Below are 15657 nucleotides of genomic sequence, written 5' to 3'. Positions count from 1 at the left end.
ATTGCGTACCGAGCCGCTCGCCCGGATGGACCGTCAATTTTTCTGGGTTCTTGGCCTTCTGGTTATCTCGATACTATTCCCGTACGCCGGGCGAGTCGTCGGTCACTGGCGTCCGGCACGTACGCCTGCGGGCGCGCGCGTCGCTAGAAGTAAAACGCCGAGCCCGGCAGCGCCCTCGTCAGTCCCTGCCCCAGGAGCGCCGCCCAATATTTGGCGAGGTGCATCGGCGAGCCCGCGCCTTGGGCGTCCGCCGGCGTCACCATGAACACCAGGATATTGCCGACCGTGATCAGCGCGTTCGCGCCGTCCTGCTTGACCGAGACCACCGCGCCCTGCCGCAACTGCGGCGTGCTGAGCACCTGGGTGATCCGCCGCGTGATCTCCGTCGCGCGGTCGGCCGCGCTCACCCCGGCCCAGTCGTGCGTGATGCGCGTGATCCAGACCCCGCCGACCGAGACGTCGCGCGGATCCGCGAGCGCCGGCCTCGCGAGGCCGGCGACGACGGCGGCGCCGATGAGAACGGCTGCGATAATAATCGTGCGGCGAACCGGCATGAGAGGCCCTCTCCGTTCGTCTGGTTTAAGGGCTTCTTACCCACTCTGCCGGTAGTGCGGCGCGGACGCCGGGTGGCTAGAACCCGTGGAAGTTGGAGCCCGGAAGCGCCTTGGTGAGACCCTCCGCCAGAAGGCGCGCCCACTGCTTCGCTACATAGAGCGTGGTGCCCGAGCCCTTGGCGTCGGCCGGGGTGACGGTGAAGACGAGGATTTTCCCCACGGTGACCTGGGCGTCGGCCCCGCTCTGGGTGACGGTGACCACGGCCCCCTCCCGGAGCTCCGGGGTGCTGAGGATCTGCGTAATCCGCCGCGTGATTTCCGTCGCGCGCTGCTCGGCAGTGTAGCCGTTCGACGGCTGGGTGATTCTGGTGATGTAGACGCCGCCCACGGAAATGTCCCGCGGATCTGCGAACGCCGGATTCACCGTCCCCGCCACGACGGCGGCCCCGATCAACAGTATGATCGCGCGAAACGCGCCCCGAGCGTGCATGTGCACCCCCTATGTGTTTGGCTCCGGCGTGCCGACGTCCGGCCCGCCGCCCCGCGGTCTTCCGGTCAGGAGACCGGGGCGCCGCTCGGGACGTCCTTCTCCGGCGTCAGCAGAATCACCTGATCCCCGTGGCTGGCCGCGAGCAGCATACCCTGCGACTCCACGCCCCGCACCTTTCGCGGCTGGAGGTTGGCCACGACCACGATCTTCCGTCCGACGAGATCCGCCGGCCGGTAGTGCTGGGCGATCCCGGCCGCGAGCGTGCGGGTCTCGTCCCCGATCTTGATTCGCAATTCCAGCAACTTGTCCGCGCCCGCGACCACCTTGGCTTCGAGAATTTCGGCGATGCGAAGCTCGACCTTCTTGAATTCGTCGATCGAGATCTGGCTCACCACATTCCCCCTTGTCGTAACGTCTCCGTCCCCTGCGGCCTTGGCCTTCAGAGCGGGCGCGGAGCGGGCGACCGCCTGCCCTTTCGCCGCGGGCGTGGTTTCGATCCTCGGAAAGATCGGCTGCCCGGGCCGGACGCGCGTGCCGGCCTGGAGACCGCCCCACTGCGCGGCCTGCGCCAACCGCTGTGATGCAGGTGAGCCGTCGAGGCCCAATTGCTCCCAGGCCCGCTGCGTCGCGGTCGGCAGCCACGGCGAGAGCAGGACCGTCGCGACGCGCGCGGCCTCGAGCGTGTTGTAGAGGATCGTGCCGGCCCGCTCGGTATTGCCGGCGCCGATCTCGCGCCAGGGCGCCTCGCGGTCGAGGTACGCGTTCGCCGCGCCGAGGATCTCCCAGATCGTCTCGAGCGCCGCGCGGAAGTCGAGCCGGTCGATGAGCCCGTCCAGACGCCCGACGACCGCCGCGGCCGTCTCCCGGAGAATCGCGTCGCCCCCCGCCTCCGGGCCGGGGGCGGAGACGCGGCCGTCGAAGTGGCGCTCCACGAGCGGCAGCGTGCGGTTGAGGAGGTTGCCGTAGTCGTTCGCGAGATCGGCGTTGAAGCGGTGGATCAGCGCCGGCTTGCTGAAGTCCCCGTCGGACCCGAACGGAATCTCGCGCAGCAGGAAGTACCGGATCGCGTCGATCGCGACGTCCACCTCGGCCCCCGATTCGGCGGCGATCTCCTGCGCGAGCGCGTACGGATCGAGGACGGTGCCGAGCGACTTGCTGAACTTCTGGCCCCCGAACGTGAGCCACCCGTGCGCGAAGGTCTGCTTCGGGACGGGGATCTTGGCAGCGTGGAGGATGATCGGCCAGATCACCGCGTGGAAGCGCACGATCTCCTTGCCGACGAGGTGGACGTCGGCCGGCCAGTACCGAGCGAACCGCTCCGGGTTGTCGAGGTAGCCGGCCGCGGTGATGTAGTTGGTGAGCGCGTCGATCCAGACGTAGATCACGTGCTTGGGATCGAACGGCACCGGGATCCCCCACGTGAACGTGGTGCGGCTGACCGCGATGTCCTTGAGCCCCGAGCGGAGCAGCGACAGGACCTCGCTGCGCGGGCCCTCCGGCTGGAGCACGTGCGGGCGCGCCTCGATGTACTCGAGGAGCCAGTCGCGGTACTTCGAGAGCCGGAACAGGTACGATTCCTCGGACGTCCACTCGACCGGCCGGTTGGTGTGAATCGGGCAGGTCCTGCCGGGCCCCAACTCCGTCTCCGCGTAGTAGCTCTCGCACGGGGCGCAGTACCAGCCCTCGTAGATGCCCTTGTAGATGTCGCCGGTCTCGAAGAGCCGGGTGAAGATCGCCTGCACCACCCTGGCGTGGCGCGGCTCGGTCGTGCGGATGAAGTCGTCGTTGGAGATATTGAGGCGGCGCCACAGCGCCTGGAACTCGCCGGCGATCCGGTCGCACCACTGCTGCGGCGACACGCCGTTGCGCTCGGCGACGCGCGCGATGTTCACGCCGTGCTCGTCCGTGCCGGTGAGGAAAAACACGTCGTACCCGGCGAGCCGCTTGAACCGCGCCGCCACGTCGGCCGCGATCGTGGTGTAGGCGTGCCCGATGTGCGGTTCGCCGTTCACGTAGTAGATGGGCGTCGTAATATAGTAGGTCGCCATGATGCCCTCCACGGCCCGCTTCATTAAATGGTGGCCGGCGGCGGGCCGGACAAAATAAAATACCCCTCGTCTCGGGGACGAGAGGCGGACGCCTCCGTGGTACCACCCACGTTTGCCCGCGTTGCGCGGGCCTCGGCCGTTCCTCGGCCGGCCCCGTGAAACGGCGGGTCCCTGCCTGTAGAACGCCGCCCTCTCACGCGGGCGCAGCGTCCGCGCCTACTAGACCGGACGGAATCCTGTTCGGGATCCGCCGGGCGGTTCGGCCGGCAGCTCCGGAGCCATGTTCGGTCCGCCGCTCCCGCCGGCTTGCACCTGATCCGGCTCGCTCAGTTCGCGCGACTGCCGCGCGAACTCCGGGTCGGCGGGCGGACGTACTCCCGCTCCGTCATCGCTTTCACTCTACTCTAGGGGGACCGGCCGCGACTGTCAATGACCGCAGTCCGCCGCTCGGAAGTGGGGCCAACCGGCAGTCGCGACTAAGGCGGCACGATGGGCCGTGCGGAGGAGCCGCGCCGTGGTACCGGTGAACCTGGAAGGCATGGCCCCGCGATACGACCTGCTACTCGCCGGCGGCACGGTGCTCGACCCCGCCGAGGGGACGCGTGCCGCCGCGAACGTGGCGTTCGCCGGCGCGTACGTCGCGGCCGTGGATCCCGGCCTGCGGGTCGCGGACGCCGCGGAAACCGTCGACTGCTCGGGCCTCCTCGTCGCTCCCGGGATGATCGACCTCCACGTCCACGTCTTCTACGGCGTGAGCCACTACGGCATCGAGCCGGACCCGAACTGCGTCGCGAAGGGCGTGACGACCGCGGTGGACGCGGGCTCGGCGGGCGCCGACACGTTCCCGGGGTTCCGCAAGTACGTCATCGACGTGGCGGCGACGCGCCTCTACGCGCGGCTCAACATCTCCTCGATGGGCATGCTGAGCGCGGCGGTGGGCGAGCTCGACGACCTGCGATACGCCAGCGTGCCCAAGGCGATCGCGACGATCGAGCAGCACCGCGACGTCATCCTCGGCGTCAAGGTGCGCCTCACGCGGAATCAGATCGTGAGCCGGGACGCCGGGATGAAGCCGCTCTACCTGGCGCGGGAGGCCGCGGACGCGGTGCGCCTGCCGATTATGGTGCACCCGCAAGAAGCGTGGTGCGAGTCGCTCGACGACATTCTGGCCGTGATGCGGGACGGCGACATGCTGACCCACTGTTTCCACGGACAGTCGCACGGTATCTTGGACGACGACGGCAAGGTCCGCCGTTCGGTGTATGCGGCGATGGAGCGCGGCGTAATCTTCGACGTCGGGCACGGCCGCGGTAGCTTTTCGTGGCAGGTGGCGGAGCGCGCGCTGCGCCAGGGCGTGCAGCCGCAGACGATCTCGAGCGACCTGCACGCCTACAACGTAAACGGCCCGGCGTTCGACCTCGCCACGACGGTCAGCAAGTTTCTGCACCTCGGCATGTCCCTCGAGGACGCGCTGCGTAAGGTCACCGCGACGCCGGCGCAGACGCTCGGCATGGCCGACCGCATTGGCACGCTGCGGGCCGGTGCCTGGGGAGATGCGGTGGCCTTCGAGTTGCGCGAGGGCGAGTTCCGGTTCGAGGACTCGCACGGCGAGGTACGGACCGGACGGCAGCGCCTGGTGCCGAAGACGGTCGTGCGCGGCGGCCGGGTGTACCGCGAGACGGCGGCCCCGCACGCGGTGCACCACCTTCATCACCACCACGCCGGCTAGACGCCGGATCGATGGGTCGGACGTGCCCAGGGGTTTATGGTGGACAGGGTGCTTCGGATTTTCCTTGTTCTGTCCGGGATCACACTTGGCCAGTTTCGAGCCTCGCAACACCTTCCGTTGACAGGGATGGTTGGCCATCTCCTACGAACGCGCCAGAGGCGCCACCACCTCCGGGGAACCCCACCATCGCGATCGGCCAGCGCGTGACCGATTTTGAGAGATCTACCCGCCGCCGCCTTGTAGGATCCAACGATATCGCTATCAAGCGTTCGTAATGCGCAGGTCATCGGTTCAAATCCGATCGCCGGCTCCGGTAAAATAAGGGTTTTCGAAAGCCGCCAGTGGTCCAGAACCCCTCCGTTGGGGCACCCCTGGGGCACCGTTCAGACAGTCTGCCTCGGTCACCTTCCGGAGCGTCGTTACCTTGTCGAGTTTCCGGCCCTGTGGATCGGGTGGGCGTACACGCCAGGCTGAGAGACTGGCTGCAGTTGCCCCCATTTGCCGGGCTGACATTTCACCCGGTCAACCTGGCGGTACGGAGATCGAGGGGGGCGGAGGAAGGTGGTATTCGAACCCATGCACCTAGTCCCTATCGGGGGCGTCAGAATCGTGCCTCTTCATGCTCGGGCGTCCGGGCGAGGCCGCTCAGCGAGATGAAACTGGTTGCCGTCGAAGTCCGAAAATCGTGTCTCCCAGCTTCCCCAGGGCTGACGTTCGGGCGGCCCAGCGAACACGACGCCACGCCGTCTCCATAACTCGTAGGTCTCATAAATGTTGTCGGTAAGGAATACGATCCCAGTCCATGTGCCGATGCGCCGGCTCAACTCTTCGAACTCGTCGCCGTTGAAGTCTGGGATCGGGTGGTAGACGATGAGCTCTGTCTCGCCGGGTTCCCGTCCCACCGAAACCCACCGAAACGGACCGATCCGATAGTCGGCGAGCACTTTGAAGCCGAGTTTGCTGCAGAAGAAGTCGAGCGCGCGGTCCTGGTCCTGGGTGAAGATCGGCACCGCGCCCACCCTCGGTATCATGTCGGGCCTCGTGCCGCGGTCGCCCGGGCCGTGCGCCGCTCCGTCGGAGCACCGTCGTAGTCGACAGAAGGGGAAAGTCTAAGTAGTCGGCGTGCGTTGTTCGTGAAGATGGCAGCGCGATCGCGCTCGTCAACCTCGAGCCGCTCAAGGACCTCCTGTTGCTCGCGCACGATGTCCGCACGGTACCTCTCCGGTGCCGTCGAATCCGTTCCGAAGACGATGCGGTGCGGCCCGTAGGCGCGCGCGAGGTCGCGAAATAGGTCATCGAGGGACGGCGCGCCCAGCGTATACAGGCGCCAGTTGTTCGTACCCGACGTGTCGGTCCAGATGTTGTCCGTATGGTAGGCGAGCATGAGTGCTTCCCGGAGGAAGCCGGCGCCGCAGTGGGCGATCCCAAACGACACATCTGGAAAATCACGGGCCGCCACGGAAAGGCGCAGCGGGCTCGCGTGCGTCAAGTCGTATGTCGGCGCGATCGTGATGCCGAAACGAAATAGCACGGGGAGGTCCAGAGCAGCTGCGGCCTCGTGTACAGGGTAGATTGCGCGGTTGCCGGGACTGAACCACTGGAACGGTGGGTAAAGCTTCAGACCGGGCAACCCCCACTGCGGAAAGCGCCGTACGTCCGACGCGGCACCCGGCGCCGTGGCGTCGACGACGCTGCCCCAGGCATAGCACCGTGAGGGATGCTGCCGCACCAGTGTGGCGAGTTCTTCGCTGCCTTCACCGATCGCGATAAAGAACCCCGCATCGATTCTGTGTCGATCCAGGACCTCGATCCATTGCCGCGCCAGTTGCTCGGGGGGCACCGTCGCAGGTCCGTCCTCTGCCCGGCGCCCACGGGTTGCAGAGGCCGCCTGCGGCCGGCGTGGGCGCGGGAATTGCCTTGCCGCGCGCGTCAGCATCGCGCCGGTGACAAAGTGAAGATGCGCGTCGATGACACCGCCATGCCCAGCCCACGGGTAGCATAGCAACCGACCGATGGAGCCCTTTTCTCCAGGGTTGCGCTCTCGGCGTGCGGTGACGGCGACGCAACGCGCGTCGCCCAACGCCTATCCGGAAGCCAATTCAAGCCGTCGATGGCAATTGCATCGGCTTCCGAGTCGCCTGTCCTTCAGCGACGGGTGCGCGTGAAGATACATCGCGATGATCATGGGAATGAAAACCGCCGCGTTGTAGGCGAGGTGCAGCTCGACCCGTGGGAAGAACAGTTGCAGCACGCTCGTCGGCACGCGCGCCCCGAACAAATTCCGCCCGATCAGCACCTGCCCGAGCAGCAGCGCATGCTCGGCATGATGCCATATCTGAATTGCGATCGCCGCGTCCCACCACCCGCGGGCCGGTCCGCCGAATGCCGGACGCAGCGCGATCAGCCCGACCAACGTGACGAGCGCGTACCAATAGTGGAGCGTCTCCGACCCCACGAGCCACGGGAACAGCAGCCCCAGCGCCCCCAGCGCCTGGTATCGTGGCCAGCCGAGGACGAAAATCTGCACCGCCTGAACGATGTGCTCGACCCAGTGCGAGAGGACCAGGGTCAGGAAGACCAGCAAGGCTTCGCGGTGCCGCGGTCCGTTGAGGACGTCGAGGGTGTTCCAGATCGCGGGCTCCACGCGCGTCGCCTTTCCGGGGTCGATATCACCGGACGATGTAATCATGTCGTGCGCGCGCGCCGCTCGACCAGAAGGGCCGGCAGCGCGACCAGCATCGGCGGATCGGTCGCCTTCCAAGCACGTAGTTCGATTCGCCCCGGGGCATCGGCCCGGCCGTTGTGCGCCGTCAGGCCCTGAGACGCGGCGCCGACCCATAATGTCGCCGCCTCGGGCATGAGCATCGCGCTGAGACTTTCGAACGCGGGCGATCCAAGAGCAAATATGTGGTACGAACCGTCGGGCATTGACGGCATTTCGTACGGCCCGGGTGCCTCGAGCAGCGCGCACCTGACCGGCCGAGTCTGGGGGATTGGCGTCCGAAAAGCCCCGACGAATACGGATCCCGTGAACTCGGAGGGTGCCGTAACGGTGCCGCTGATGCCCCCGGGCGAAGCGGACGAGGCGCGCGCAGGCCGGTGAGAGTCCGCGACGACTGTGGAAACCGATGTCTCACCCAGGAGGAGACGGAGATGGCGCAGGCTGCGGGGAGGCAATCCCACCAGTTGCGTGAAGTTCGCGGTGAAGGTGCCGAGACTATTGTATCCGACCTCGTAACAGACGTCGGTCACGCGCAGCTGCGTTGTCAGCAGCAGCCGTTTGGCGGCCTCCATGCGGAGCGCGGCAAGAAAGCGAAACGGCGATATGCCGGTGACGTCGCGGAACATCCGGTCGAAGTGATACGGACTAAACAACGCGATCTCAGACAGGTCGCGCAGGGACAACGGTTCGTCGAGCCGCTCCCGCATTGCGTGGATAACTCGCTCCACCGCGTCGCGGTGATCGTCGACGGTCCCGGGACGCCGGGGCGGTCGCTGGCCGGTATCGCCCACGGCCGTTACCGGGCGCTCAGTGGGATAAGACGCAGGACCAGCTATAGCCGTCACGGTGGCCCTCCTCTCTCCTGCACGCTGCGTCCGCGCACGCGGCTAACCCCCGGCGTACGGGCGCAACGCGTCCCGCAGATCGTCCGGAATCATCGCGGCCACCCACTGGTCGCCGTCACGGCGCAGACAGGCGACCTGCTGTTCCCCGCGCCCGACGAGCTGCTCGCCGTCGCGCCCGCGCCGCCAGTATTCGAAGCTCAACGTTATCCGGCTTTGCATGATCGATCCAAGAAACATCCGCACCGCGACTTCGTCCAGCGCGGACAGCTCCGCGAGGTAATCGCACGAGCAGCGCACCGTAACTAAGCGAAGCCCACGGGCCAACTCCGTGAGCACGCTCGGCGCATGGTCGCGGAGGAACAGCTCGCGGCAACGGCCCTGCCACCGGAGATGGTTGACGTAGTAGACGTTGCCGACAACGTTGGTCTCCTCGAACCCGATGACGTGCCGATATTCATACGCGCGCACGGCCGCCGCCTCCGATCGCCGCGTCTTCCGAGGGGGACCTGCTGCCCGGGCGGTCGCCGGCCGGAACCGCCGCGCGGTGCCGGCTTTGGCTCGGGTCGCCGGGTGCGGGCACGGTAACGGCCAGTGCCACCCGGCCTTGGATGTCCTTGATGTCGGCGATGTAGGAGGCACAACAAAACGAGCCTGCGGCGAAGTGCGCCCAGCCGTCGTTGGACGCCGCGACGAACCGCATCGGCACCGTTGGTGAAACGCCGACTTTCGTGAGGCTCTCGCGGATGCTCCACAGACGGGTCGCTGTCTCCGCTTCGCATTCCCCAGTTTCCCGCGTCACCAAGCCGGTCAGCACGTAGTCGGCGCCGAGGAGCCCACGCCACATGACCGATCGCCGGTCGGTGACCGGCTCGAGATCGCACCCCACGGGGCCCGAGGCAGCGGCACCCATCACGAGCGCCCCGGCATGCGCGGCGGACACGCCGGTGCGTCCGGCGCCGGCGACATCGGGTTTCCCGTTGAGGCGGCGAACGATCCGCGCGTGGTCCCCTAACAGGAACCGGAGCACCTGATCGCCGCGCGAGCGGCGGGGATCGCACTCGCGTCTGATCACCACCGACACGGTTGAGCCCGGCGCCAGGACATCCCGGATGTGGCGCTCGACGCAGGGACCCAACAGCGCAGGAGGCCATCCCTGGCGAGGTTTCTGCGGGTGCATGCGGCGGAACTGAAGTCCTTCCCACCGCTCGCAGACCCGGCCGTCCGCGTCGCTTACGTCCACGTCGTACACGAATAGATCGCCGGCGCGGTGCCGCTCCCTCGCGTGCGCGAATCGCGGGCCCTTGGGAAGCTCGCCCGGCACGAATCGCGCGGCGCCAATTGGGAGCAGCGCCTCGGCGGGCACGCATGCCTGCACGGCGTGCACGGCGGCGTCCCGACCGGCAGGGTCGGCGAGCACCAGATGTTGCGGCAAGTAGTGTCCAAACCACGGCGTCGGGTCAACCGAAGCGAGTTGCGCGACGCACTCCGTCGTGCGCAGCCGGCGATATCCGGCGACTCGCCGGAAACGGCCCGTGTGAAAGAGCAGGTCGCCGTAGAGGTCAGTCGCCGGGTCAAGCGGGACTCTGCCGGGTGGCGCCGGGCGACAGGCAGGCGCGGCCGGCGGGATGGTCTGCATTGGTCCAATGCGGCAGACGGCACGGACGTGATCCACCCGGAAGGCGGTGGTGCTGCTGCGGAGCACCACCTCGATGCATCCCGGTTCGCGCACCAGCGCCGCCACCCGGACGGTGACGCGGTCGCGGGCGGGGACGACGATCGGACGATCAAACGAGATGCCGTCGATACTCGCCGGGGAGCCCGAGCCCGCAAGGGTGACGGCCGCCTGCGCCATCGCCTCCAACGCCATCACGGCCGGGAACACGCGGTCGTCGCCGAAGATATGATCGTCGAGATAGGGATCCGTCAGCGTGGACAGTTCGGCATCCGCGACCAGTTCCACGCCGGCGTAGTGGACTCTCGGTTGCTCGAGGAACCGCCACAGCGGGATCGGTGACGCGGCCATGCGCAACGTCGGCGGCGTTCCCAGCCGGCCGCCGACCACAACGGCGGACGGCAGGCTGGGCTGCGCGATCAACTGACGCAGGATGTCCACGCCCGCCGCCGGCGCGATCGGCGCAATCCCGGCGCGCTCGAGCGCGCCGATGCGCCCCAGACGCGCACCCATGCCTACGTCCGACCAGACCGACCACTCGACGACGAGACAGCGGCACGTCGGGTGCGCAGCTTGAAATTCACCCGTCAGGTGTGTCAGCCATTCGTTGGCGACCGCATAGTGCGCCTCACCGGCCAACCCCGTTTCGGCGATCGCCGAGCCAAACGCGATGAGCAACCGTAACCGGTCTTCGTTTAATGACGCGAGGACGTTCCGGAGCCCGTCCAGTTTGGGCGCCAGCGCCCCGCGAACTTCCTCGATGGTGAGCGTGGCGAGGAGTTGGGGAACGTTGGTGCCGGCCGCGTGGAGGACGGCGGTGATGGGACCTAGCGTCCCTTCCGCTTCGCGCACGGCCGCGCGTACGGCGTCGGCATCTGTGATGTCGGCCGCGAGATAGCGAAACGGTACCCCGGCGGCCCGCAGACGTTCCAGGTTCGCCGCCAACTCCGGCTCGGTGATCGGATCGGAGCGGCCAAGCAGAACCAGCCGGAGACTGGTGTTTTCCGCGAGCCCGAGCGCGCACTCGAAACCGATTCCGCGGCCTCCGCCGGTCACCAACAGCACGTCGCGGTCCGCGAGTTCTCCATCCGGCACCGCGGCGGTGGACAACGTCAGCGGGTTTAGGACGGGCGTGCGGCGCCGCCCGGTCGAGTCATAGCAGGCTTCGACGTAGCCGACCGCGGCGGCGGCTTCGGCGCGAATCCAGCCGGCCGCCTGGGGATGATCTCGCGGCACCGTCACGACGCACGTCGTCAGCGCTGGCGCTTCCAAGTGGAGCGTCTTGGCAACCGACGCGGCGGTGCGGTCATGCTGAACGAGCACAAATCGCGACCCGGCGCTAGCATGCAACGCTGCGCGGGCCCCTTCCAACAGCAGCGCAACGCAGCTGTCATCGTCCTCGGGCGGCAGGCAGACCGCGGTCCCTCCTTCCCCACAGCCCCGAAGGACCTCGGTGAGCTCCGCCGCAAGGGCGTGGCCCGGCGGCGCGATCACACGCCATGCACCGCCGCCCCCGGACGGCGCGGGCGGCGGGAGCGGTGCGTCGTCGAGACCGACCACAAATGGCCGAACCCACCGGTCGACGCCGGGCGGCGCGCCGCCCTCCTCATTCGACGCGGCGCCGCCGAGTCGCGCGGCCTCCTCGAGTGCCTGCGCAATCTCGGCGACGGACAGGTTGGCGAAATCGGTCGGGGCAGGCGGCGGCGGCACGGCCAGATGTCGGGCCGCATCGACCACGAGTTGTCCGACGCCGATGGAGTTGAGATGAAGGTCGGTGAGCATACGATCGCCATCTTTCACCACTTCAAGCGGGAGCGACACGCGCTCCGCCACCAGGCGCCGCACGAGGGTGAGGACGTCGGTCGCCGAGTCGGAGGCCGCGAATTCGGACGGCGCTCGGTGTGGCGCCTCGGCGGTCAGTACCGCCGGCGGCTGGTCGAATGGTCCTGCGGCGCTCTCGCAGGGGTTTTCCAGGAATCGCGGGGTCGTGTCGACCTCGAACGGCCGGGCGAAACGGTCGCCGAACAACCTCTCTTGACGGATCGGGACGCCGAGGGCGAAGACGGCGCCGGCCGCGCGGAGAATTCCGCCAAGCGAATCGCCGCCAGCGTCGAGAGCCACGACGGGGCCCTCGGTCGACTCGCGCACCAGTCCGCGCAATGCCTGTCCGGGACCCACCTCGAGCCAGAGGTCGATGTCCGGCGCGCAGGCCACGGCGTCCGCGAACCGGACCGGCGCCGTGATCTGCCGGCACAGCAGCGCGCGCAGGTCTTCCTCGGCCGCGAGCCGCGACCCGGTGACGGTCGAGATGACCGCTCTGCGGAGCGGCCGCAGGGTCTCACGCGCGAGGCTCTCCGCGAGACCGGATACTGCCCCTGCGACGAGTGGCGAATGAAATGCATGGGCCACCGGCAGCAGCGTCACGGCGAAGCCCGCAGCGCGGGCCCGCGCCGCGGCGTCCATGACCGCGGCGGCAGCACCGGACACCACGGTCTGCCGCGGAGCGTTCAACGCGGCGATGACCATGTCGTCTCCGTTGAGCAGACCGCGCACCTCCTCGGGCCCAGCCGCGATGCTGGCCATCGCCCCGTGCGGCCCTTTGAGCGCCGTCATCGCGGCTCCGCGCGCTGCCACGACGCGCAGCAGCGCCTCGCGATCGAGTGCGCCGGCCCAATGAAGCGCCGTGAGCTCTCCGAGGCTGTGCCCGATAGCGACGGCCGCCCCGATCCCGAGACTGTCCAGCGCATCAATCGCGATAAGCGATGCCATGACGATCGCGGATTGCACCATCGCCTGGGGGAACTCGCCATCGTGGCGGAGCCAGGGCGCATGCGCGTACGCGTCGTCCAACCAGCGGAACCGGCGGCCCAGGGCGCCGCCGTCCCGGCGGACAGGAGAGCCCTGTCCGGGGAACAGAAATGCGATGCGCGGCGCGGTCAGGCCGGTGGCGAAGAACACGCCGTCTGTGGGGTCCAGCCGGGTCCGAGCGTCCACGCCGGTCCATTGGTGGAGCGTTTCCAGCCGCGTCCCGAACTCGGCCGGCGTGGACGCTACGACGGCTGCTCGCGCGACGGGCGTCCGGATCTGCCGCGCGAGCGCCGCCGCCAAGTCCGTCATCTCCGCCCGCGACAGCGACGCCGCGCGGCGGCGGATCTGGTCCAGCTGCGCGCGCAGTTCACCGATCGACCGGCCTCCCAGCAGGAACAACTCCGCGTCTTGTGCTGATGACAGCAGCGTCTGTTCGTCCGACGTAAGCGCGCCGCGCCGGGCCGGCGTCGCGGCCTCGATGGCGACGTGCACGTTGATGCCCCCGAAACCCATCGCGCTGACGCCGCTCCGGAGCGGCTGATCGGAGGGCCATCGGACGCCTTCGTCCGGTACGCGGAGGACGCCCGAGCGTGCGGTGAGTGCCTGGTGCGGGTTCCTGCACCCGGTCACCGGCGGTACCACCTGCGTCCACACCGCCATTGTGCTCTTGAGAAGCCCTGCGATTCCCGCGGCGGCTTTGGTGTGGCCGATGTTCGCCTTTACCGTTCCAAGCGCCGCGGGACGGCTGGCCCCGGCTTCGGCCAGGCACGTCGACAACGTAAGGATCTCCGTGTTGTCGCCCACCGCCGTCCCCGTGCCGTGGCCCTCAAAATAGGCCACCGTGTCGATGCCAAAACCCGCGCGATCGTACGCCCGCCTGAGCGCCAGGCGCTGGCCGGCCATCTCCGGCCGCGTGATCCCGCCGTGCCCGTCCGACGAGATCCCCCAGCCGCGGACCTCCGCATAGACGCGACGCGCCTGCGCATTCGCGTCGGCGGACCGCATCAACACCACAAAACCGCATCCTTCGCCCGGCAAGAACCCGGTCGGACGGGTGTCGTAGACGCGCATCTCGTTGGCTGCGAGCGCGCCCGTGCGCGCAAAGCCTACGAGCTCGAACGGATCGAGACTGATGTCCACCCCGCCCGCGATCGCCACGTTAAGATCGCCGGCCTCGAGCGCCGCGCACGCCTGGGTGACCGCGAGCAGGGACGAGGCGCACGCGCCATCCGTGGCGTACCCGCCGCCTTTGAGGTCCAAGTAGTTGCAGATCCGGCCGGCGATCGTGTTGGAGAGATTGCCGGCAAGGGTCTCTTCGTTCGGCGCCGGGAACGGGGCTTTGAACCGTGCTTCGAGATCGGAGAGGAACGCCTGCTGGCGGTCGGTAGGCCAGTCCTCAGCCGCCAACGAGGCCTCGACCGTGCGCCGGACGAACGGCCAGCGCAACCGGAGCGCGTTGGCGCGCGAACCGTCCCCCGTGAGCGTGTTCCCGAGGACGACGCCGGTCGTATCGCGGGGGAGTCCGGCGCCGCCCGGGAATCCCGCGTCGGCGAGGGCCTGAACCGCGACATCCAGCGCGAGCCAGTGGGTCATGTCGGCCGCCCGGAAGGCATCGGCGGACACCCGGAAACGCACGCGGTCGAACTCGTAGCCTTCGAGTACCGCCGCTTCGGTCGAGTACGTCGTATCGGCGGCGGCGCGATCTTGCGCAAGGTAGTCTTCGAGGCGCAGCCGTTGCGGCGGGATGCGCCTGAAGGCTTGGCGCTGCGCGAGCACGTTTTCCCACAACTCTTGCGGTGTCCGTGCGTCCGGATACCGGCACGCCATCCCGACGATCGCGATGCTGGGCTTCACGGGTTTGTCGCTTCGAGGGCCGAAATCGCCGCAGGGGCGGTCTGCAGCCTCGCACGTTGCGCCGTCCAGGCGCCCGCGTACAAACTTGCGCCCCGCGCTGCGCATACAATCGTCAGCGCGAAGAACAGGGTGTAGGCGACGTGGAGAGCCATCAATGCCCCGTACGCGGCGGCGGTACCGAGTCCGAACTCGATTTGCCCGGCGGCGCTCCCCGGGCTCGATGCCGGGTCGGTCACCATGTACATACTGAAGAGCACAAAGGCGACGCCGGTCATCGGGGTCAGTTCCGCGGACAGCGGCGACGCGAAGAGGATGCTCCGAAGGACGGCCTGGGCCGCGAACCCCACGATCCAGGCGGCGGCCAGCGGTACCCGTTGGGCGAACCGCGAGAGCAGAAACGTCCCGGAGATGAGCACGCCGGCCGGGAGCAGCCACAGCGCCGCCCCACGGAGGTTTTCCGTAAACTCGTACGGGGCGGCGATCCCGACCCACGGGAAGACGAGCAACGTCAGGGTGATGCCCGAATTGGACGGGTTGAAGAAGTGGCGCATTCCGCGCTCCGTCGGCACGCGGAAGACCGCCTTTGACGCGATCGCGGCGGCCGAGGCGAACGCCAGCGGCCACAGCGCCCCTCCCGCATACAGCAGGAATCCCACGGACAGACTCGTGATGTGAGTGGGAAGCAGAAACTCGCCGAGGCCGCGCAGGCCCCATCCTCCGAGGAACCGGACAGGCCGTCGGGCGGCGTACGCATCGACAAGTTCGAGGAGGATCGCCATCCCGTACGCGGTTACGACCGAGACGACGATCTGCGCCCACGAGGGCTCGAAACCGAATACCGTCTCCCCCAATACCGTGAACACGGTAATGGCGATCGAAAACCGTCGCAGACCGGCCAGCCGGCGATCCTGGTACCATGGATCGCGCGCGGCCAC

Annotated in this window: 11 protein-coding genes; 1 reads left to right on the top strand and 10 read right to left on the bottom strand. The window is 68.2% G+C overall.

The features are described from left to right. Positions 1-143: 143 nt before the first annotated feature. The 3 genes from VKT83_06095 to metG all read right to left on the bottom strand — a co-directional run bounded on the left by VKT83_06095 (position 144) and on the right by metG (position 3092). Positions 144-554 (bottom strand): hypothetical protein, encoded by a 411-nt coding sequence (locus tag VKT83_06095; GenBank protein ID HLY22022.1) that lies wholly within the window; start codon positions 552-554, stop codon positions 144-146. Between the two features lie 76 nt (positions 555-630). Further along, on the bottom strand, positions 631-1044 hold the full coding sequence (locus VKT83_06090) for a hypothetical protein (GenBank protein ID HLY22021.1): 414 nt from the start codon (positions 1042-1044) through the stop codon (positions 631-633). A gap of 65 nt (positions 1045-1109) precedes the next feature. Continuing rightward, the gene (metG, locus tag VKT83_06085; protein HLY22020.1) at positions 1110-3092 is read right to left on the bottom strand and encodes a methionine--tRNA ligase; all 1983 of its coding nucleotides are present in this window, start codon (positions 3090-3092) and stop codon (positions 1110-1112) included. 514 nt (positions 3093-3606) lie between these two features. Here metG and VKT83_06080 point away from each other — a divergent pair. Next, complete coding sequence (locus VKT83_06080) at positions 3607-4821, top strand: amidohydrolase/deacetylase family metallohydrolase (protein ID HLY22019.1); 1215 nt, start codon at positions 3607-3609, stop codon at positions 4819-4821. Between the two features lie 617 nt (positions 4822-5438). Here VKT83_06080 and VKT83_06075 read toward each other — a convergent pair. The 7 genes from VKT83_06075 to VKT83_06045 all read right to left on the bottom strand — a co-directional run bounded on the left by VKT83_06075 (position 5439) and on the right by VKT83_06045 (position 15657). Then, positions 5439-5840, bottom strand: coding sequence for a VOC family protein (locus VKT83_06075; protein HLY22018.1), 402 nt, complete (start codon positions 5838-5840; stop codon positions 5439-5441). Between the two features lie 8 nt (positions 5841-5848). After that, a complete protein-coding gene (locus tag VKT83_06070) occupies positions 5849-6826 on the bottom strand; it encodes an amidohydrolase family protein (protein ID HLY22017.1) in 978 nt (325 codons plus the stop codon). 78 nt (positions 6827-6904) lie between these two features. Next, complete coding sequence (locus VKT83_06065; GenBank protein ID HLY22016.1) at positions 6905-7465, bottom strand: hypothetical protein; 561 nt, start codon at positions 7463-7465, stop codon at positions 6905-6907. Positions 7466-7506: 41 nt separating this feature from the next. Continuing rightward, the gene (locus VKT83_06060; protein HLY22015.1) at positions 7507-8250 is read right to left on the bottom strand and encodes a helix-turn-helix transcriptional regulator; all 744 of its coding nucleotides are present in this window, start codon (positions 8248-8250) and stop codon (positions 7507-7509) included. 180 nt (positions 8251-8430) lie between these two features. After that, positions 8431-8856, bottom strand: coding sequence for an acyl-CoA thioesterase (locus tag VKT83_06055; protein ID HLY22014.1), 426 nt, complete (start codon positions 8854-8856; stop codon positions 8431-8433). After that, positions 8843-14722: a type I polyketide synthase gene (locus tag VKT83_06050; protein ID HLY22013.1), complete on the bottom strand. Its 5880-nt coding sequence runs from the start codon at positions 14720-14722 to the stop codon at positions 8843-8845. The genes VKT83_06055 and VKT83_06050 overlap by 14 nt, the downstream gene beginning before the upstream one ends. Further along, the gene (locus tag VKT83_06045; GenBank protein ID HLY22012.1) at positions 14719-15657 is read right to left on the bottom strand and encodes an enediyne biosynthesis protein UnbU; all 939 of its coding nucleotides are present in this window, start codon (positions 15655-15657) and stop codon (positions 14719-14721) included. Before VKT83_06045 ends, VKT83_06050 begins: the two co-directional genes overlap by 4 nt.

This window comes from bacterium (genome assembly GCA_035308905.1).
Lineage (GTDB): Bacteria > Sysuimicrobiota > Sysuimicrobiia > Sysuimicrobiales > Segetimicrobiaceae > DASSJF01.
Note: the sequence above shows the minus strand (reverse complement) of the source record. Positions and strands in the feature narration are given on the sequence as shown.

What these genes read in the sequence shown, in the direction of transcription:
- VKT83_06095 (HLY22022.1), bottom strand. Translation starts at nt 554, where the DNA reads ATGCCGGTTCGCCGCACGATTATTATCGCAGCCGTTCTCATCGGCGCC.
- metG (HLY22020.1), bottom strand. Translation starts at nt 3,092, where the DNA reads ATGGCGACCTACTATATTACGACGCCCATCTACTACGTGAACGGCGAA.
- VKT83_06090 (HLY22021.1), bottom strand. Translation starts at nt 1,044, where the DNA reads ATGCACGCTCGGGGCGCGTTTCGCGCGATCATACTGTTGATCGGGGCC.
- VKT83_06060 (HLY22015.1), bottom strand. Translation starts at nt 8,250, where the DNA reads ATGCGGGAGCGGCTCGACGAACCGTTGTCCCTGCGCGACCTGTCTGAG.